Source organism: Burkholderia sp. 9777_1386, from assembly GCF_015712265.1.
Classification (GTDB): Bacteria; Pseudomonadota; Gammaproteobacteria; order Burkholderiales; family Burkholderiaceae; genus Burkholderia; species Burkholderia cenocepacia.
Genome location: NZ_JACCQB010000018.1, coordinates 21493 through 40071, shown reverse-complemented (window position 1 = coordinate 40071; position 18579 = coordinate 21493). Strand labels below are relative to the sequence as shown.

The 18579-nt window shown below is 61.0% G+C and carries 32 protein-coding genes; all 32 read right to left on the bottom strand.

The window, feature by feature from the left end; genetic code table 11:
- Window positions 1–66 precede the first annotated feature (66 nt).
- Window positions 67–1911: a protein-disulfide reductase DsbD gene (gene dsbD / locus H0X91_RS16050; RefSeq protein ID WP_034201090.1), complete on the bottom strand. Its 1845-nt coding sequence runs from the start codon at window positions 1909–1911 to the stop codon at window positions 67–69.
- Window positions 1904–2230 carry a divalent-cation tolerance protein CutA gene (gene cutA / locus H0X91_RS16045; protein WP_006494457.1) on the bottom strand — a complete coding sequence of 109 codons (327 nt, stop codon included), beginning with the start codon at window positions 2228–2230 and terminating at the stop codon, window positions 1904–1906. Before cutA ends, dsbD begins: the two co-directional genes overlap by 8 nt.
- A 204-nt stretch (window positions 2231–2434) precedes the next feature.
- Window positions 2435–2830 carry a 50S ribosomal protein L17 gene (rplQ, locus tag H0X91_RS16040; RefSeq protein ID WP_006477175.1) on the bottom strand — a complete coding sequence of 132 codons (396 nt, stop codon included), beginning with the start codon at window positions 2828–2830 and terminating at the stop codon, window positions 2435–2437.
- A gap of 138 nt (window positions 2831–2968) precedes the next feature.
- Entirely contained in the window at window positions 2969–3946 is a 978-nt protein-coding gene (locus H0X91_RS16035; RefSeq protein ID WP_006477176.1) for a DNA-directed RNA polymerase subunit alpha, read from the bottom strand.
- 124 nt (window positions 3947–4070) lie between these two features.
- Window positions 4071–4694: a 30S ribosomal protein S4 gene (rpsD, locus tag H0X91_RS16030; RefSeq protein WP_006477177.1), complete on the bottom strand. Its 624-nt coding sequence runs from the start codon at window positions 4692–4694 to the stop codon at window positions 4071–4073.
- Window positions 4695–4848: 154 nt separating this feature from the next.
- Complete coding sequence (rpsK, locus tag H0X91_RS16025) at window positions 4849–5250, bottom strand: 30S ribosomal protein S11 (protein WP_004197937.1); 402 nt, start codon at window positions 5248–5250, stop codon at window positions 4849–4851.
- Window positions 5251–5278: 28 nt separating this feature from the next.
- Window positions 5279–5644: a 30S ribosomal protein S13 gene (gene rpsM, locus H0X91_RS16020; RefSeq protein ID WP_006400641.1), complete on the bottom strand. Its 366-nt coding sequence runs from the start codon at window positions 5642–5644 to the stop codon at window positions 5279–5281.
- Between the two features lie 38 nt (window positions 5645–5682).
- Complete coding sequence (rpmJ, locus tag H0X91_RS16015; protein WP_004199844.1) at window positions 5683–5799, bottom strand: 50S ribosomal protein L36; 117 nt, start codon at window positions 5797–5799, stop codon at window positions 5683–5685.
- A gap of 20 nt (window positions 5800–5819) precedes the next feature.
- Window positions 5820–6038, bottom strand: a complete 219-nt coding sequence (gene infA / locus H0X91_RS16010; protein ID WP_004521905.1) for a translation initiation factor IF-1 — start codon at window positions 6036–6038, stop codon at window positions 5820–5822.
- A gap of 7 nt (window positions 6039–6045) precedes the next feature.
- Complete coding sequence (gene secY / locus H0X91_RS16005; protein ID WP_006482915.1) at window positions 6046–7395, bottom strand: preprotein translocase subunit SecY; 1350 nt, start codon at window positions 7393–7395, stop codon at window positions 6046–6048.
- Window positions 7396–7437: 42 nt separating this feature from the next.
- Window positions 7438–7872 carry a 50S ribosomal protein L15 gene (gene rplO, locus H0X91_RS16000; RefSeq protein WP_006482880.1) on the bottom strand — a complete coding sequence of 145 codons (435 nt, stop codon included), beginning with the start codon at window positions 7870–7872 and terminating at the stop codon, window positions 7438–7440.
- A gap of 26 nt (window positions 7873–7898) precedes the next feature.
- Complete coding sequence (gene rpmD, locus H0X91_RS15995; RefSeq protein ID WP_006400644.1) at window positions 7899–8081, bottom strand: 50S ribosomal protein L30; 183 nt, start codon at window positions 8079–8081, stop codon at window positions 7899–7901.
- A gap of 15 nt (window positions 8082–8096) precedes the next feature.
- Window positions 8097–8615, bottom strand: coding sequence for a 30S ribosomal protein S5 (rpsE, locus tag H0X91_RS15990; protein ID WP_006482895.1), 519 nt, complete (start codon window positions 8613–8615; stop codon window positions 8097–8099).
- 14 nt (window positions 8616–8629) lie between these two features.
- On the bottom strand, window positions 8630–8995 hold the full coding sequence (rplR, locus tag H0X91_RS15985; RefSeq protein ID WP_006477183.1) for a 50S ribosomal protein L18: 366 nt from the start codon (window positions 8993–8995) through the stop codon (window positions 8630–8632).
- Window positions 8996–9007: 12 nt separating this feature from the next.
- The gene (rplF, locus tag H0X91_RS15980) at window positions 9008–9538 is read right to left on the bottom strand and encodes a 50S ribosomal protein L6 (RefSeq protein WP_006477184.1); all 531 of its coding nucleotides are present in this window, start codon (window positions 9536–9538) and stop codon (window positions 9008–9010) included.
- 18 nt (window positions 9539–9556) lie between these two features.
- A complete protein-coding gene (rpsH, locus tag H0X91_RS15975) occupies window positions 9557–9952 on the bottom strand; it encodes a 30S ribosomal protein S8 (RefSeq protein WP_006477185.1) in 396 nt (131 codons plus the stop codon).
- A 14-nt stretch (window positions 9953–9966) separates the two neighbouring features.
- On the bottom strand, window positions 9967–10272 hold the full coding sequence (gene rpsN, locus H0X91_RS15970) for a 30S ribosomal protein S14 (RefSeq protein WP_006482884.1): 306 nt from the start codon (window positions 10270–10272) through the stop codon (window positions 9967–9969).
- A 7-nt stretch (window positions 10273–10279) separates the two neighbouring features.
- Window positions 10280–10819, bottom strand: a complete 540-nt coding sequence (gene rplE, locus H0X91_RS15965; protein WP_006482882.1) for a 50S ribosomal protein L5 — start codon at window positions 10817–10819, stop codon at window positions 10280–10282.
- 16 nt (window positions 10820–10835) lie between these two features.
- Entirely contained in the window at window positions 10836–11144 is a 309-nt protein-coding gene (gene rplX, locus H0X91_RS15960; RefSeq protein WP_006477187.1) for a 50S ribosomal protein L24, read from the bottom strand.
- Window positions 11145–11153: 9 nt separating this feature from the next.
- On the bottom strand, window positions 11154–11522 hold the full coding sequence (rplN, locus tag H0X91_RS15955) for a 50S ribosomal protein L14 (protein WP_006482918.1): 369 nt from the start codon (window positions 11520–11522) through the stop codon (window positions 11154–11156).
- Between the two features lie 309 nt (window positions 11523–11831).
- Complete coding sequence (rpsQ, locus tag H0X91_RS15950; RefSeq protein ID WP_006477189.1) at window positions 11832–12104, bottom strand: 30S ribosomal protein S17; 273 nt, start codon at window positions 12102–12104, stop codon at window positions 11832–11834.
- Entirely contained in the window at window positions 12101–12295 is a 195-nt protein-coding gene (gene rpmC, locus H0X91_RS15945; protein WP_006400652.1) for a 50S ribosomal protein L29, read from the bottom strand. Before rpmC ends, rpsQ begins: the two co-directional genes overlap by 4 nt.
- A 9-nt stretch (window positions 12296–12304) precedes the next feature.
- Entirely contained in the window at window positions 12305–12721 is a 417-nt protein-coding gene (gene rplP, locus H0X91_RS15940) for a 50S ribosomal protein L16 (protein ID WP_006482873.1), read from the bottom strand.
- Between the two features lie 2 nt (window positions 12722–12723).
- Window positions 12724–13524, bottom strand: a complete 801-nt coding sequence (rpsC, locus tag H0X91_RS15935; RefSeq protein WP_006482899.1) for a 30S ribosomal protein S3 — start codon at window positions 13522–13524, stop codon at window positions 12724–12726.
- Window positions 13525–13535: 11 nt separating this feature from the next.
- The gene (gene rplV, locus H0X91_RS15930) at window positions 13536–13865 is read right to left on the bottom strand and encodes a 50S ribosomal protein L22 (protein ID WP_004199272.1); all 330 of its coding nucleotides are present in this window, start codon (window positions 13863–13865) and stop codon (window positions 13536–13538) included.
- 12 nt (window positions 13866–13877) lie between these two features.
- Entirely contained in the window at window positions 13878–14153 is a 276-nt protein-coding gene (rpsS, locus tag H0X91_RS15925; protein WP_004199273.1) for a 30S ribosomal protein S19, read from the bottom strand.
- A 10-nt stretch (window positions 14154–14163) separates the two neighbouring features.
- Window positions 14164–14991: a 50S ribosomal protein L2 gene (gene rplB, locus H0X91_RS15920; protein ID WP_006482900.1), complete on the bottom strand. Its 828-nt coding sequence runs from the start codon at window positions 14989–14991 to the stop codon at window positions 14164–14166.
- 2 nt (window positions 14992–14993) lie between these two features.
- Window positions 14994–15308 carry a 50S ribosomal protein L23 gene (gene rplW / locus H0X91_RS15915; protein WP_004199275.1) on the bottom strand — a complete coding sequence of 105 codons (315 nt, stop codon included), beginning with the start codon at window positions 15306–15308 and terminating at the stop codon, window positions 14994–14996.
- The gene (gene rplD, locus H0X91_RS15910; RefSeq protein WP_006477192.1) at window positions 15305–15925 is read right to left on the bottom strand and encodes a 50S ribosomal protein L4; all 621 of its coding nucleotides are present in this window, start codon (window positions 15923–15925) and stop codon (window positions 15305–15307) included. The genes rplW and rplD overlap by 4 nt, the downstream gene beginning before the upstream one ends.
- Window positions 15925–16575 (bottom strand): 50S ribosomal protein L3, encoded by a 651-nt coding sequence (gene rplC, locus H0X91_RS15905; RefSeq protein WP_006482922.1) that lies wholly within the window; start codon window positions 16573–16575, stop codon window positions 15925–15927. The genes rplD and rplC overlap by 1 nt, the downstream gene beginning before the upstream one ends.
- A 178-nt stretch (window positions 16576–16753) precedes the next feature.
- Entirely contained in the window at window positions 16754–17065 is a 312-nt protein-coding gene (rpsJ, locus tag H0X91_RS15900; protein ID WP_004199280.1) for a 30S ribosomal protein S10, read from the bottom strand.
- Window positions 17066–17376: 311 nt separating this feature from the next.
- Complete coding sequence (gene tuf, locus H0X91_RS15895; protein ID WP_006482910.1) at window positions 17377–18567, bottom strand: elongation factor Tu; 1191 nt, start codon at window positions 18565–18567, stop codon at window positions 17377–17379.
- Window positions 18568–18579: the final 12 nt, after the last annotated feature.

Genomic DNA, 18579 nt, shown 5'->3' with positions numbered 1-18579 from the left:
ATCGCCGATCGAAGCTGTCAGCCGGCCCGAATCTGCGATTCGCCGGTTCGCCCCGGCAAGCCATCGTCATACCGTCGGCACGGCCGCCCGATCGAGGCTGCGCAGGAACGTGTCGGCCGCCTGATAGCCGACCACCCGGCCGATCTCGTTGCCGTTGCGATCGAAGAAGATGATGCCCGGCGGCCCGAACAGGTTGAAGCGCTTGAGCAGCGCCTGATCGTCCGGGTTGTTCGCGGTGACGTCCGCGCGCACGAGGTGAAGCCGCGCGAGCCGCGCCTGCACGCGCGCGTCGGTGAACGTCAGATGCTCCATCTCCTTGCAGCTCACGCACCAGTCGGCATAGAAGTCGAGCATCACGGGCCGGCCCGACGTCTTCAGCAACGCGTCGAGCTCGCCGCTGGAGCGCACCGGCGCGAACGCCGGGCCGTCCGCAGCAGCCGCACTGGCCGTCGCCGCACCGCCGGACGCCACCGTACGCGCCGCCAGCACGGCCAGCGGCTTGACGGGATCGGTCGAGCCCGCAGCCAGGCCCACGAGCAGCGTCGCGGCCCAGATCGCGAGCGCGGCGCCCACGCCGCGGCCCAGGCGACGCCAGATCGACGCGGCGCCGGCGTTCGGCGTGAACAGGCCGAGCGCCGCCGCCGCGATCAGCAGCCACAACGCCGCGAGCACCATCTTCAGCCCGCCGGCCAGCACCGGCCACACGATCCACAGCGCGGCCGCGAGCAGCACGATGCCGAAGAACACCTTCACGCCGTCCATCCACGCGCCGGCGCGCGGCAGCACCGTCCCGGCCCCGACGCCGACCACCAGCAGCGGCACGCCGAGGCCGAGCCCCATCGCGAACAGCGCCGCGCCGCCGAGCAACGCGTTGCCGGTATGCGCGATGAACGCGAGCACCGCGAACAGCGGCGCCGTCATGCACGCGCCGACGACCAGCGCCGACAACGCGCCCATCGCCGCGACCGCGACGAAGTGGCCGCCCTGGCGCGCGCTCGATGCCTCGGCCGCGCCGTTCTGCCAGCGCTCCGGCAACGCGATGTCCTTGCCCGAGATCAGCGACACTGCAAACGCGGTCAGCAGCACGCCGAACGCGCCAAGCACCCACGGATTCTGCAGCCACGCGCCGAGGCTCTGGCCAACCAGCGCGGCGGCGATGCCGAGCACCGTGTAGACCAGCGCCATGCCGACCACGTAGGTCAACGACAACGCAAAGCCACGCGCATGCGTCGCGCGCGTGCCCTGGCCGATGATGATCGCGGACACGATCGGAATCATCGGATACGAACACGGCAGCAGGCTCAGCACGACGCCCGCGACGAAGTAGAGCGCGACGATCGTGAAGAAGCCGTGGCCTTCGAGCAGCGACTGCGCGAAATCGGCGCTCGTGACCTTGTCGAACCAGCTTCCCGCGGCAGCCGTGTCGCCGGACGACGATGCGGCGCCGAGTGCGGCGCCATCGACCTTCATCACGTGCTCGGCCGGCGGATAGCAGATCCCTTCGTCCGCGCAGCCTTGCGACGTCACCGCGAGCTCGAACGGCCCGGCCGCCTGCTTCACCGGCACGTGAACGACGACTTCGTCGCGATAGGTCTCGACGTCCTTCTGGAACGTCTGGTCGAACTTCACGTGGCCGGCCGGGAATTGCGGCTCGCCGAGCGTCGCCTGGCCACTCTTCACCGCGAACGCGAACCGCTCGCGATACATGTAATAGCCGTTGGCGATCTTGAAGCGGACGTCCACCTGTCCCGGCGACTCGCTCGCGCTGAACTTGAACGCGACCGACGGATCGAGGAAATCGTCGGCCGCGCGCGCGACGGACAGACCGCCCAGCACGAACACGAACGACAACAGGACCGCAAGAAACCGCAGCGCGCGCACGCGCACCGAAAGCGCCATACCGTTAAACATGAAATAGACGTTGAGTTTCGTTGGTCACCCACTGGCCATACGCGGCCGATGCCGTCGTTTGCCACGAGACGATTTCAGGCGTCTCGTAAGGATGATGCGCGACAATAAATCGCTCCAGTTCGAGCGCCCGCACGGGGCTCGTCTTGAACAGCAACTGGATCTCTTCGGCCGTTTCGACCTTGCCCTGCCAGTGATAGCGCGACTTGATCGTGCCGAGCTCCGATACGCATGCGGCCAGCCGCGCGTCGAGCGCGCCGTCGGCAAGCGCCGCAGCCGTCGCCGCATCGGGCACCGTCGTCAGCATCAGCACCACTATCATCCGCGCCCTCCTCGCTGGTCTGCCGGCTCCTGCCGGCGCCGGTCACCCCGTTCAGGGGCCGCACCGGTTGCCCCGTATCGTAACGCAGCCCGCGCGACGCTGCCGGCACCGGCCTGCGACAATCGATCGCAGCCGACATCCCAAAAACAAAAAGGGCCAAGCATTCGCTCGGCCCCTTTTCAGATCCTGCTGCGTACCGGAAGCTTACTCTGCTTCTTGCACGTTTTCCGTTTCGTCGACTTCCGGACGGTCGAGCAGTTCGACCAGTGCCATCGGTGCGTTGTCGCCCACGCGGAAGCCGAACTTCAGCACGCGCAGGTAGCCGCCCGGACGGTTCGCGAAACGCGGACCGAGCACGTCGAACAGCTTCGCCACCGAGTCACGATCGCGCAGGCGGTTGAACGCCAGGCGACGGTTTGCCAGCGACGGCTTCTTGCCGAGCGTGATCAGCGGCTCGACGACTTTACGGAGTTCCTTCGCCTTCGGCAGCGTCGTCTTGATGACTTCGTGCTCGATCAGCGAGTTGGACATGTTACGGAGCATAGCCAGACGGTGGCTGCTCGTGCGGTTCAGTTTCCGCAGACCATGACGATGGCGCATTTCAGTTTCCTTGATTCAAAGTTTTGATCCAGCTCTTCTATCGCACCTCGGAGGGTGCACGGGCCGGTAACGAAAAAAAGCAAGATGCGGATTTTAAAGGAAAATCCGCATCTTTGCCAACTACAGCAACAACCGGACTTACTTGTCGAGACCAGCCGGCGGCCAGTTCTCGAGCTTCATGCCCAGCGTGAGACCGCGCGAAGCGAGCACTTCCTTGATCTCGTTGAGCGACTTGCGACCGAGGTTCGGCGTCTTCAGCAGCTCGTTTTCCGTGCGCTGGATCAGATCGCCGATGTAGTAGATGTTCTCGGCCTTCAGGCAGTTCGCCGAACGAACCGTCAGCTCGAGATCGTCCACCGGACGCAGCAGGATCGGATCGATCTGCGGTGCACGCGACGGCGCTTCGGCTGCCGTTTCCGTGCCTTCCAGCGCCGCGAACACGGACAGCTGGTCGACCAGGATGCGGGCCGACTGGCGGATCGCCTCTTCCGGCGTGATCACGCCGCTCGTCTCGATGTTCATCACGAGCTTGTCGAGGTCGGTACGCTGCTCGACACGTGCGCTTTCAACCGCGTAGCTCACGCGGCGAACCGGCGAGAACGAGGCGTCGAGGACGATGCGGCCGATGATCTTGGCCGTGTCTTCGCCGTAGCGACGGACGTTGCCGGGCACGTAGCCGCGACCCTTTTCGATCTTGATCTGAACGTCGAGCTTGCCACCCTTCGACAGGTGCGCAATCACGTGATTCGGGTTGATGACTTCGCAATCATGAGCCAGCTCGATATCGCCGGCCGTCACGACGCCTTCGCCTTCCTTGCGCAGCGTAACCGTCACTTCGTCACGGTTATGCAGCTTGAACACCACGCCCTTCAGGTTCAGCAGCAGGTTGACGACGTCTTCCTGCACGCCATCCAGCGTCGAGTACTCGTGCACCACGCCTGCGATCGTGACTTCGGTCGGCGCGTAGCCTACCATCGACGACAGCAGCACGCGGCGAAGCGCATTGCCCAAGGTGTGGCCGTAACCGCGTTCGAACGGTTCCATGACCACCCTCGCGTGGTTCTCGCCCAGCGATTCCACGGCGATGATCTTGGGTTTCAGCAAACTGGTTTGCATGGGCTTTCCTTTTCAATACCCTCGGCTCGTTACACCGATAAGGCTGACCGGTAACAACCAGAAAATAAACAGCCGAGGCCCCTCCTTGCGCAACGCAATCGGGGTACCTCGGCCGTCAATCGGATTAACGCGAATACAATTCGACGATCAGGCTTTCGTTGATGTCGCCTGCGATTTCAGCGCGTTCCGGCATTTGCTTGAACGTGCCTTCGAACTTCTTCGCATCGACTGCAACCCAGCTCGGCATGCCGCCTTGCTCGGCCAGCGACAGCGCTTCGACGATACGCGCCTGCTTCTTCGCCTTTTCGCGGATCGCGACGACGTCACCCGCCTTCACTTGCTGCGACGGGACGTTCGCGACGACGCCGTTCACGGTGATCGACTTGTGGCTCACCAGCTGACGCGCTTCAGCGCGGGTCGAGCCGAAGCCCATGCGATACACGACGTTGTCGAGGCGCGACTCGAGCAGTTGCAGCAGGTTTTCACCCGTGTTGCCCTTGCGGCGATCGGCTTCGGCGAAGTAACGACGGAACTGACGCTCCAGCACGCCGTAGATACGCTTGACCTTCTGCTTTTCGCGCAGCTGCGTACCGTAGTCGGACGTACGTGCGCCCGAGGTACGGCCGTGCTGACCCGGCTTGCTGTCGAGCTTGCACTTGTCGGCGAGCGAGCGGCGTGCGCTCTTCAGGAACAGGTCGGTGCCTTCACGGCGGGACAGCTTGGCTTTGGGGCCGATATAACGTGCCACTTTGCATTCCTTTATCAATCAGTCACGCGGATCGAAATCCGCGCTAGTCCGCTCCCTTTGGGGCGAACGGTGGGCTTAGTCAATCAAAAAAGCAACGCCCGTCGACGCTGAGCGGCGACAGGCAATGCGCTAGCACGAACGTGCCAGCACATCCTTAGATACGACGACGCTTCGGCGGGCGGCAGCCGTTGTGCGGAATCGGGGTGACGTCCGAAATCGCGGTGATCTTGATGCCGAGGCCGTGCAGTGCGCGCACTGCCGACTCGCGACCCGGGCCCGGGCCCTTGATCCGCACTTCCAGATTTTTCACGCCGTATTCCATCGCGACGCGGCCAGCCGACTCGGCTGCGACCTGAGCAGCGAACGGCGTCGATTTGCGCGAGCCCTTGAAGCCCTGACCGCCCGACGTCGCCCATGCCAGAGCGTTGCCTTGGCGATCGGTGATCGTGATGATCGTGTTGTTGAACGACGCGTGAACGTGAACCACGCCTTCAGCGACGTTCTTCTTAACCTTCTTGCGAACGCGTTGCGCCGCGGTGTTCGAAGCCTTAGCCATTACGTTTTCCTGTAACTGTCAGTTCCGCTTACTTCTTCAGCGCTTGCGCTGCACGACGCGGACCCTTGCGGGTACGTGCGTTCGTACGCGTACGCTGACCGCGCATCGGCAGGCCCTTGCGATGACGGACGCCGCGGTAGCAACCGAGGTCCATCAGGCGCTTGATGTTCATCGTCACTTCACGGCGCAGATCGCCTTCGACGACAAACTTGCCTACTTCTTCACGCAGCTTTTCCAGGTCTGCGTCGGTCAGATCCTTGACCTTCTTCGAAAAATCGACGCCAGCTGCCACGCAGATGCTGCGCGAACGGGTGCGGCCGATACCGAAGATAGCCGTCAGGCCGATCTCGGTATGCTGGTGATTCGGGATGTTAACCCCTGCGATACGAGCCATTGTTTTTCCTCAAACAAAAAGCGCAAACAAACGCGCGGTCAGCCTTGGCGCTGCTTGTGGCGCGGATCCGAGCTGCAGATCACGCGAACGACGCCTTTGCGCTTGATGATCTTGCAATTGCGGCAAATGCGCTTAACCGATGCCATCACTTTCATGATAATACCCTTTTTTCAAATCACTTCGCCCGGAACACGATCCGCGCACGAGACAGATCGTAAGGCGTCAATTCAACCGTCACCTTGTCGCCCGGCAGGATGCGGATGTAGTGCATCCGCATCTTCCCGGAAATATGCCCCAACACGACATGGCCGTTTTCCAGCTTCACGCGGAAGGTCGCATTCGGGAGGTTTTCAATCACCTCACCCTGCATCTGGATTACATCGTCTTTGGCCATAGTCCTTTCAACGCATCGGGATGTTGCCGCCCTTGAAGTTAGCCTTCTTGAGCAGTGACTCATACTGTTGCGACATAACGTACGACTGCACCTGCGCCATAAAGTCCATCGTGACGACGACAATGATCAGCAGCGACGTTCCACCAAAATAAAACGGCACGTTCCAGCGCAGCACCAGGAATTCCGGCAGCAGACACACGAAGACGATGTAGATCGCACCGGCCAGCGTCAGACGCGTGAGGATGCGGTCGATATATCGTGCGGTCTGATCGCCCGGACGGATGCCCGGAACAAACGCGCCGCTCTTCTTCAGGTTGTCTGCGGTCTCCCTGCTGTTGAACACCAGTGCGGTGTAGAAGAAGCAGAAAAACACGATTGCCAGCGTGTACAGCAGCACATAGACCGGCTGGCCCGGCTTCAGCGCTTCCGCAACGTTATGCAACGTATTGGAAATCCAGCTTCCTGTCGGCTGACCGGTACTGAACCAGCCGAGAATCGTTGCCGGGAACAGAATGATCGACGATGCAAAGATCGGCGGAATCACGCCCGACATGTTCAGCTTCAGCGGCAGATGCGACGACTGCCCACCGTAGATCTTGTTGCCGACCTGACGCTTTGCGTAGTTCACGAGGATCTTGCGCTGACCGCGTTCGATGAACACGACCAGGTAAGTCACCGCGGCGATCAGAACGACGATGATGATCGCCGAAATGATGCTCATCGAACCCGTACGCACCAGCTCGAACAACCCACCCACGGCATTCGGGAACCCTGCTGCGATCCCGCCGAAGATGATGATCGAGATACCGTTGCCCAGACCACGCTCGGTAATCTGCTCACCGAGCCACATCAGGAACATCGTGCCCGTTACCAGCGTCACGACCGTCGTCAGACGGAACAGCATGCCGGGATCGGTGACGAGGCCCGGCTGGTTTTCCAGCGCAGCCGCGATACCGAATGCCTGGAAGGTCGCGAGCACCACGGTGAAATACCGCGTGTACTGCGTGATCTTCCGTTGCCCTGCCTGCCCTTCCTTCTTCAGCGCCTCGAGCTGCGGCGAAACGATCGCCAGCAACTGCATGATGATCGACGCCGAGATGTACGGCATGATCCCCAGCGCAAAGATCGTGAAGCGGGAAAGCGCGCCACCCGAGAACATGTTGAACATGCCCAGGATGCCGCCCGCCTGGCTCTGGAACAGCTTTGCCAGTTGATCCGGATCGATGCCCGGCACGGGAATGTGCGCGCCGATGCGATAGACGATCAGCGCCAGGAGCAGGAACATCGCTCGCCGGCGCAGATCGCCGAATTTCGCCGTGCTTCGACCGGGTTTTGCAAGACTCGGGCTGTTAGCCAAGTACCTTCTCCGATGAATGCAAGTGACGACGCGCTACGCGTGTCACTCGGCGAACGAACCGCCAGCCGCTTCGATCGCAGCGCGCGCACCCTTGGTGGCACCGAGACCCTTCACGACGATCTTGCGCTTCAGTTCGCCCGTCGCGATGATCTTTGCGCTCTTCGTCAGCTCGCCGACCAGGCCGGCTTGCTTCAGTGCGAGCAGATCGATCTCGTCGACCGGCAGCTTCTCGAGGTCGCCCAGGCGCACTTCACCGACGAATTCCTTCGTCAGCGACGTGAAGCCGCGCTTCGGCAGACGACGTTGCAGCGGCATCTGACCGCCTTCGAAACCGACTTTGTGGAAGCCGCCCGAACGCGATTTCTGACCCTTGTGACCACGGCCAGCCGTCTTGCCGAGGCCCGAACCGATGCCACGACCGACGCGACGCTTGGCGTGCTTGGCGCCAGCTGCCGGCTTCAGGTTATTCAATTCCATATCAACTCCTTGATCCGTAGGGCCGCTTACGCGATGACCTTAACGAGGTACGAGACCTTGTTGATCATGCCGCGGACCGCCGGCGTGTCCTGCAGCTCGCTAACCGAGTTGAGTCGGCGCAGGCCCAAGCCACGCACGGTCGCGCGGTGCGATTCGCGGGTCCCGATCAGGCTCTTGACGAGCTGAACCTTGACAGTTTTTTCAGACATGGTGACCACCCGGGCTTAGCCCAAAATTTCTTCGACGGACTTGCCGCGCTTCGCCGCGATGTCTGCCGGGGTCGACTGCTTGCGCAGGCCGTCCAGCGTGGCGCGAACGAGGTTGTACGGGTTCGTCGAACCGTGGCTCTTCGCCACGACGTTCTGAACGCCCATCACGTCGAACACTGCGCGCATCGGGCCGCCGGCGATCACGCCCGTACCTGCCTTCGCCGGAGCGAGGAGGACAGCGGATGCGCCGTGCTTGCCGTGCACTTCGTGTTGCAGCGTGCCGTTCTTGAGCGGCACCTTGAACATGTTGCGGCGAGCTTGTTCCATTGCCTTCTGGACAGCGACCGGCACTTCCTTCGCCTTGCCCTTGCCCATACCGATGCGGCCATCACCGTCGCCAACCACGGTCAGTGCGGCGAAGCCGAGAATACGGCCACCCTTCACGACCTTGGTCACGCGATTGACCGAAATCATCTTTTCGCGAAGGCCGTCGTCGCGCTCGTCAGCCTGAACTTTCGCTTGCATCTTTGCCATGACGAATTCCTTCCTTAGAACTTGAGCCCAGCTTCGCGAGCTGCCTCAGCCAGCGCCTTGACGCGGCCGTGGTAGCGGAAGCCCGAGCGGTCGAAGGCGACGGATTCGATGCCGGCAGCCTTTGCCTTTTCGGCAATACGCTTGCCGATCAGCGTCGCGGCATTGACGTTGCCGCCCTTGCCCGACTTGTCGGCCAGTTCTGCGCGCACTTCCGCTTCGAGCGTCGACGCGCTGGCCAGCACCTTGGTGCCGCAGGGCGAGAACACTTGAGCGTAGATGTGCGTGTTCGTGCGATGCACGGCGAGACGCGCGACCTGCAGCTCAGCGATCTTGATACGCGTCTGGCGAGCGCGGCGCAGGCGAGATTGAGTCTTATCCATGATTGCGCACCCTTACTTCTTCTTCGTTTCTTTGAGGATCACAACCTCGTCGGCATAACGCACGCCCTTGCCCTTGTACGGCTCCGGCGGACGGTAACCGCGGACTTCCGCAGCCACTTGACCGACTTGTTGCTTGTTGATCCCCTTGATCACGATTTCGGTTTGCGTCGGGGTTTCAGCCTTGACGCCTTCCGGCATCTGGTGCACCACCGGGTGCGAGAAACCCAGCGACAGGTTCAGCTTGTCGCCTTGCGCTTGCGCACGGTAACCGACGCCAACCAGCGTCAGCTTGCGCTCGAAACCCTTGGTCACGCCGTGCACGGCATTCGCGATGATCGCGCGCATCGTGCCCGACAGTGCATTTGCTTCGCGGCTTTCGTCGACCGGCGACAGATTCAGCGTGCCGTCGTTGTTCGCCACGTTCACGAGCGGATTGATCGCTTGCGTGATGGTGCCCAGCGGGCCCTTGACGGTGATTGCACCGTCGGCCAGCTTGACTTCCGCGCCTTGCAGCGCGATCGGGCTCTTACCTACTCGAGACATGTTTCTCTCTCCTCGGCTTTAAGCGACGTAGCAGATGACTTCGCCGCCGACGCCGGTAGCGCGCGCCTTGCGGTCGGTCATCACGCCCTTCGGCGTCGACACGATTGCCACACCGAGGCCATTCATGACCTGCGGAATGTCGTTACGGCCGCGGTACACGCGCAGACCAGGCTTCGACACGCGCTCGAGGCGTTCGATGACCGGGCGACCTGCGTAGTACTTCAGCGCGATATTCAGTTCGGACTTCGCACCTTCCGCCTTCACGGCGAAATCGTCGATATAACCTTCGTCCTTCAGGACTTGCGCGATTGCAACCTTGACCTTCGACGAGGGCATCGCGACCGATACCTTCTCGACCATCTGCGCGTTGCGGATGCGAGTCAGCATATCGGCGATAGGATCACTCATGCTCATTTACGTTTCTCCTATTACCAGCTCGCCTTGGTCAGGCCAGGAATCTCGCCACGGAATGCGATTTCACGAATCTTGTTACGCGCGAGGCCGAATTTACGGAACGTGCCACGCGGACGGCCCGTGATCGCGCAGCGGTTACGCTGGCGGGTCGGGTTTGCGTTGCGGGGCAGTTGCTGCAGCTCCAGGCGTGCTTCGTAGCGCTCTTCTTCCGACTTGCTTTGGTCTTCGACGATCGCCTTCAGCGCTTCGCGCTTTGCTGCGAACTTCGCGACCAGGCGGGCGCGCTTCTTTTCACGTTCGATCAGTGCCAGTTTAGCCACGGTAACCTCAGTTTCTGAACGGGAACTTGAAGCTGGCGAGCAGAGCCTTTGCTTCGTCGTCGGTCTTCGCAGTCGTCGTGATGCTGATGTTCAGCCCACGCAGTGCGTCGATCTTGTCGTAATCGATTTCGGGGAAAATGATCTGCTCTTTCACACCGATGTTGTAGTTGCCACGGCCATCGAAAGCACGACCCGACACGCCGCGGAAGTCACGCACGCGGGGCAGGGCAACCGTCACGAAACGGTCGAGGAATTCGTACATCGCGCGGCCACGCAGCGTCACCATCGCGCCGATCGGGTAACCCTGGCGGATCTTGAAGCCTGCGATTGCCTTGCGGGCCTTCGTGACGACCGGCTTCTGGCCAGCGATCTTCGTGAGGTCGCCAACGGCGTTCTCGATGATCTTCTTGTCAGCGATCGCTTCGCCAAGACCCATGTTCAGCGTGATCTTGGTGATGCGCGGCACTTCCATGACCGACTTGTAACCGAACTTCTCGATCAGGCCGGGCACAACCTTTTCTTTGTAAAACTCTTGAAAACGAGCCATTTTTTACTCCGCTGCGTCAGGCGCTCAGTACGGCACCGGTCGTCTTCAGGAAGCGAACCTTCTTGCCTTCCTCGACCTTGATGCCAACACGCGACGCCTTGCCATTCGCGTCGACCAGTGCGACGTTCGAAATATGCAGGGGCATCGTCTTCGCTTCCACGCCGCCCGTCGTACCCTTCATCGGGTTCGGCTTCACATGCTTCTTGACGAGGTTGATACCTTCAACCGTCACATGTTCAGCACCGACAGCCAGCACGACGCCGCGCTTGCCCTTGTCCTTGCCAGTGACGACGATGACTTCGTCACCTTTGCGAATCTTGTTCATCGCGACTCCTTACAGCACTTCCGGCGCCAGCGAAACGATCTTCATGAATCGTTCGCTACGCAGCTCACGCGTCACCGGCCCGAAGATACGGGTGCCGATCGGCTCGAGCTTGTTATTCAAAAGCACAGCGGCGTTGCCGTCGAACTTGATCAGCGAGCCGTCTTGACGGCGCACGCCCTTGGCGGTGCGGACCACCACGGCGTTGTAAATTTCGCCTTTCTTCACGCGCCCGCGCGGCGTTGCCTCTTTGACGCTCACCTTGATGATGTCGCCAATGCCGGCATAACGACGCTTCGAGCCGCCGAGCACCTTGATGCACAGGACTTCACGTGCACCCGTGTTGTCGGCTACTTCGAGCCGAGATTCGGTCTGGATCATGGTTTGTCTTTCCCAACTTAATCCGGATGCACCACCATGATGCATTCGGTCAGTCTTGGTCCCGTCAGCCAATCGGCTGCTTGGGTTGGAACAGCAGCGACGGCAAACGAAACCCGCCATCGCAATTCGGTGAATCTTTCGGACAGGCAGGCGCCAGTCCGCTTCCCCCACCAACTTCGCCCGCGACGGGGCTCCCATAAAGAGGGAAGACCGGGATTATAACAAATAATCCCGGTCACGCAAGCAAAAACTTTGCGATTTCAAGCACTTCGTGGAGAAGTGCCCGTTACTGCCTACTGCGCTGCCCGCTTAGATGACGCGAGCGGCTTCGACGAGGCGCGACACCGTCCAGGCCTTCGTCTTCGAAACAGGACGCGTTTCCTGAATTTCGACGAGATCGCCTTCGTTGTAGGTGTTCGCTTCATCGTGCGCGTGGTACTTCTTCGAACGCACGACATACTTGCCGTAGATCGGGTGCTTGACGCGGTGCTCGATCAGCACGGTGACGGTCTTGTCCATCTTGTTGCTGACGACCCGACCGACCAGCGTCCGCTTCAGCGAGGTTTTCACGCTATCGTTCATTTCTGGTTCGCCTTCTGAGTCATGACGGTCCGCACACGTGCGATGTCGCGACGAACCTTCTTCAGCTGGCTCGTGTTCGTGAGCTGCTGGGTCGCGAGTTGCATGCGCAGGCCGAATTGCGCCTTCAGCAGGTCCGCCAGCTCCTTGTTGAGCGCGGCCTGGTCTTTCTGGAGAAGTTCGGAAGCCTTCATGTTTTCTCCTTAGGCGCCGAGCTGGCGCACGATGAATGCCGTCTTCAGCGGCAGCTTGGCTGCAGCCAGACGGAACGCTTCGCGTGCCAGTTCTTCGGTTACGCCGTCCATTTCATAGAGCATCTTGCCCGGCTGAATCTCGGCGACGTAGTACTCCGGGTTACCCTTACCGTTACCCATACGCACTTCGGCCGGCTTCTGCGAAATCGGCTTGTCCGGGAAGATCCGGATCCAGATACGGCCGCCACGCTTGATGTGACGCGTCATTGCACGACGCGCCGCTTCAATCTGACGTGCGGTCAAACGACCGCGACCGATCGCCTTCAGGCCGAATTCACCGAACGACACTGCGTTGCCGCGCGTCGCCTTGCCGGTGTTACGACCCTTCTGCTCTTTACGATACTTTCTGCGTTTCGGTTGCAGCATCGTTATTCTCCAGTCTTGCCGTCTTCGGGCTTGCCGGCGCCACGGCGCGGTGCGCCACGACGAGCACCCGGAGCGCCGCCTTCGCCGTCACGGCGCGGACGACGGTCGCCCGGACGCGCATTGCGACGCGGACGCTTGTCTTCGGCTACTTCTTCCACCACCGGTGCGTCGTTGCGGCCGAGCGTATCGCCCTTGTAGACCCACACCTTGACGCCGATGATCCCGTAAGTCGTCTTCGCTTCCGAAGTCGCGTAGTCGATATCAGCACGCAGCGTGTGAAGCGGCACGCGACCTTCGCGATACCACTCCGTACGAGCGATTTCGATACCGTTCAGACGGCCTGCGCTCATGATCTTGATGCCTTGGGCACCCAGACGCATCGCGTTCTGCATCGCACGCTTCATCGCGCGACGGAACATGATCCGGCGCTCGAGCTGTTGCGTGATCGAGTCAGCGATCAGCTGAGCATCGGTTTCCGGCTTGCGGATTTCTTCGATGTTGACGTGAACCGGCACGCCCATGCGGCGTTGCAGTTCCGTCTTCAGCTGTTCGATATCCTCGCCCTTCTTGCCGATGACCACGCCCGGACGCGAGCTGTAAATCGTGATGCGCGCGTTCTTCGCCGGACGCTCGATGACGACCCGACCGACCGAAGCGTTCTTCAGCTTCTTCTTCAGGTATTCACGAACACCGATGTCTTCCTGCAGCATCGCCGCGAAATTGTTGTTGTTCGCGTACCAACGCGAAGCCCAATTGCGGCTGACAGCCAGGCGGAAGCCAGTCGGATGAATTTTCTGTCCCATCGTATGGCTCCTTAATTCCCGACCGTCACAGTGATGTGACAGGATTGCTTCTCGATGCGGTTACCGCGGCCCTTTGCGCGCGCGGTGAAACGCTTGAGCGATGCAGCCTTGTCGACGTAGATGCTCTTGATCTTGAGCTCGTCGATATCAGCGCCTTCGTTGTGCTCCGCATTCGCGATTGCCGACAGCACAACCTTCTTCACGATGCCAGCCGCCTTCTTCGGCGAGAACGTCAGAACGTTCAGCGCCTTGTCGACCGGCAAACCGCGGATCTGGTCAGCCACAAGGCGCGTTTTTTGCGCCGAGATGCGGGCACCGCGATGAATTGCTTTCACTTCCATCTTGATTGCCCCTTATTTCTTGGCCTTCTTGTCGGCTGCGTGACCCTTGAACGTACGGGTCAGTGCGAACTCGCCAAGCTTGTGGCCGACCATGTTTTCCGAGATGTACACCGGAACGTGTTGACGGCCGTTGTGAACAGCGATCGTCAGGCCGATGAAATCCGGCAGAATCGTCGAGCGACGCGACCAGGTCTTGATCGGCTTTTTGTCGCGCGAAGCTGCAGCCGCCTCAACTTTCTTCAGCAAATGGGCGTCGCAGAACGGACCTTTTTTAACAGAACGTGCCATTGCCTACTCCTTAACGCTTGTGACGGCGCTGGACGATCATCGTCGTCGTGCGCTTGTTGCTGCGGGTGCGGTAACCCTTAGCCGGCGTACCCCACGGGCTCACCGGGTCGCGACCTGCAGCCGTCTTGCCCTCACCACCACCGTGCGGGTGATCAACCGGGTTCATCGCAACGCCACGCACCGTCGGGCGGATACCGCGCCAGCGGTTCGCGCCAGCCTTGCCGATCTGGCGCAGGCTGTGCTCTTCGTTGCCGACTTCACCGATCGTTGCACGGCACTCGATGTGCACGCGGCGGATTTCGCCCGAACGCAGACGAACCTGCGCGTAGACGCCTTCGCGCGCCAGCAGCATGGCCGACGTGCCAGCCGAACGCGCCATTTGCGCGCCCTTGCCCGGCAGCATCTCGATGCAGTGGATCGTCGTACCGACCGGAATGTTGCGGATCGGCAGCGTGTTGCCTGCACGGATCGGCGCTTCCGAACCCGACATCAGCTGTTGGCCGACGGTCAGGCCCTTCGGGGCGATGATGTAGCGACGTTCGCCGTCTGCGTAGAGCACCAGCGCGATGTTCGCGCTGCGGTTCGGGTCGTACTCGAGACGTTCGACCTTTGCCGGGATGCCGTCCTTCGTGCGACGGAAATCGACGATACGGTAGTGTTGCTTGTGACCACCACCCTTGTGACGCGTGGTGATACGACCGTTGTTGTTACGGCCGGCGGTCGAGCTCTGCGAGTCGAGCAGTGCCGCGAACGGCTTGCCCTGGTGCAGGTTCTTGTTGACCACCTTGACCATCGCGCGGCGACCCGGCGATGTCGGCTTAACTTTAACGATTGCCATGATTACTTGGCCTCCGCTTCAAAGTTGATTTCCTGGCCGGGCTTCAGGCAGACGTACGCCTTCTTCACGTCCTTGCGGCGGCCCATCGAACGGCCAAAGCGCTTTTGCTTGCCCTTCTGAACCAGCACGTTGACGGAATCAACTTCAACCTTGAACAGCAGCTCGACAGCCGCCTTCACTTCCTGCTTCGTGGCATCCGGTGCGACTTCGAACACGACTTGCTCGTTCTTGTCGGCAACCAGCGTCGCCTTTTCCGAGATCACCGGTGCGAGCAGGACCTGCATCAAACGATGATCGTTCTTGCGAATCTCGCTCATGACAGCAACTCCTCGATCTGGGCGACCGCAGCCTTCGTGACCAGCACTTTCTTGAAGTAGATCAGCGACAGCGGGTCAGCGTAGCGCGGCTCGACAATCGCCACGTGCGGCAGGTTGCGCGAAGCCAGGTACAGGTTCTCGTCGACCGTGTCGGTGATGATCAGCACGGAGTCGAGACCCATGGTCTTGAATTTGTCGGCCAGCAGCTTGGTCTTCGGCGCTTCGAGGATGATGTCCTCGACGACCGACAGACGGCCTTCACGGGCCAGCTGCGAGAAGATCGAGCAGAGACCTGCGCGATGCATCTTCTTGTTGACCTTGTGCGAGAAGTTTTCTTCCGGCGAATTCGGGAAGATACGACCACCGCCACGCCACAGCGGGCTCGACGACATACCGGCACGAGCGCGGCCCGTACCCTTCTGGCGCCACGGCTTCTTGGTCGTGTGCTTGACTTGCTCACGGTCCTTCTGTGCGCGGTTACCCTGGCGAGCATTCGCCTGGTAAGCGACGACGACCTGGTGGATCAGCGCTTCGTTGTAGTCACGACCGAACACGACGTCCGATGCGTTGACCACTGCACCTTCCTGACCATTTTCGTTCAGGAGCTTGAGTTCCATTATTTCGCCCCCTTGGTCTTGACGGCCGGCGTCACGAAGACCTTGCCGCCCTTCGCGCCCGGAATCGCACCCTTCACGAGCAGCAGCTTGCGCTCTGCGTCGATACGAGCGATTTCGAGGTTCTGCACCGTCACCGTCACGTCACCCATGTGACCCGTCATGCGTTTACCCGGGAAAACACGACCCGGATCCTGCGCCATACCGATCGAGCCCGGCACGTTGTGCGAGCGCGAGTTACCGTGCGTGGCACGGCCGGAGGAGAAGTTGTAACGCTTGATCGTACCGGCGTAGCCCTTACCGATCGACACGCCTTGCACGTCGACCTTCTGGCCCACTTCGAAAAGATCTGCACCGACCACGGCGCCATTCGACAGCTCGGCTGCCTTGGCCGCGTCAATGCGGAATTCCTTGAGGATTTCACCGGCTTCGACACCGGCTTTGGCGAGATGACCTGCCAGCGGCTTCGTCACGCGCGATGCGCGGCGGGAGCCGAATGCAACCTGCACGGCCGTGTAGCCGTCGGTTTCAACAGTCTTGATCTGCGTCACGCGGTTGTCCGACACGTCCAGCACGGTGACGGGAATCGAATCCCCTTCCGCCGTGAAGATACGGGTCATGCCAACCTTGCGACCTACGAGTCCAAGGCTCATCATTTTCTCCATTCCCGACTGCGATTGGTCGGGGCTGATTTACAAAATGCCGGGCACGCAAGGCCCAACTTTTTTACGCGAATACGCGAAAAGCCAAGCAGTATAGCCCGACTTCTCGATTTCCGCAAGCAATACAAAGACTTAGCGCCATCCGGCACGCCGGTCGGCGCCGAAAGCCTTACTGCAGCTTGATTTCCACGTCGACGCCAGCCGGCAGGTCGAGCTTCATCAGCGCGTCGACGGTCTTGTCCGTCGGGTCGACGATGTCCATCAGGCGCTGGTGGGTACGGATTTCGAGCTGATCGCGCGACGTCTTGTTGACGTGCGGCGAACGCAGGATGTCAAAACGCTGGATGCGCGTCGGCAGCGGCACCGGGCCACGGACGATTGCGCCAGTCCGCTTCGCGGTATCGACGATTTCGGCAGCCGATTGATCGATCAGACGATAGTCGAAAGCCTTCAGGCGAATGCGGATTTTCTGTTGCTGCATGACAATTCCTTGAAAAGAGCGAGGCGATATTGCATCGCCGGACACTAAAAGAACGTGAAACATGACACCAGCGGGGAGCGAAGCATCAGGTTCCGGACGGTACTTCCACTGCTAAGCCCGCGATTCTACACGAAATTCTGGAGCAGTGTGGCGTGTTTCTCGGCCCGCGCAACGCGCGGCCGCAAAAACCGCGCAACGCGCGGCCGCAAAAACAAAACCGGGCGCCAGCACAAGCTGGGCACCCGGTTTCGGCGGTACAACGGCGTACCGCGGGAATCGCGGACCCCACCGGGATCCGCGGATCGTCGATATTACTCGATGATCTTGGCGACGACGCCGGCGCCGACCGTACGGCCGCCTTCGCGGATCGCGAAGCGCAGACCTTCTTCCATCGCGATCGGAGCGATCAGCTTCACCGTGATCGACACGTTGTCGCCCGGCATCACCATTTCCTTGTCCTTCGGCAGCTCGATCGAGCCCGTCACGTCCGTCGTACGGAAGTAGAACTGCGGACGGTAGTTGTTGAAGAACGGCGTGTGACGGCCGCCTTCGTCCTTGCTCAGCACATACACTTCAGCCGTGAAGTGCGTGTGCGGCGTGATCGAACCCGGCTTCGCCAGAACCTGGCCACGCTCCACGTCTTCACGCTTCGTGCCGCGCAGCAGGATACCCACGTTGTCGCCTGCCTGACCTTGGTCCAGCAGCTTGCGGAACATTTCAACGCCCGTGCAGGTCGTCTTCACCGTCGGCTTGATACCGACGATTTCGATTTCCTCGCCGACCTTCACGATGCCGCGCTCGACACGACCCGTCACCACCGTACCACGGCCCGAGATCGAGAACACGTCTTCCACCGGCATCAGGAACGCGCCGTCAACTGCACGCTCCGGCGTCGGGATGTACGTGTCCAGCGCGTCGGCCAGGCTCATGATCGCCACTTCGCCCAGCTCGCCCGTGTCGCCTTCCAGCGCCAGCTTCGCCGAACCCTTCACGATCGGCGTGTCGTCGCCCGGGAAGTCGTACTTCGACAGCAGTTCGCGAACTTCCATCTCGACCAGCTCGAGCAGTTCAGCGTCGTCCACCATGTCGCACTTGTTCAGGAACACGATGATGTACGGAACGCCAACCTGACGCGCCAGCAGGATGTGCTCACGCGTTTGCGGCATCGGGCCGTCTGCTGCCGAGCAAACCAGGATCGCGCCGTCCATCTGCGCCGCGCCCGTGATCATGTTCTTCACATAGTCAGCGTGGCCCGGGCAGTCGACGTGTGCGTAGTGGCGGTTAGCCGTTTCGTACTCGACGTGTGCCGTGTTGATCGTGATGCCGCGCGCCTTTTCTTCCGGTGCCGCGTCGATCTGGTCGTATGCCTTCGCTTCGCCGCCGAACTTCTTCGTCAGAACCGTCGTGATCGCTGCCGTCAGCGTCGTCTTGCCGTGGTCAACGTGACCAATCGTACCAACGTTCACGTGCGGCTTGGTCCGCTCAAACTTTTCTTTTGCCATGATTCTCTTCTT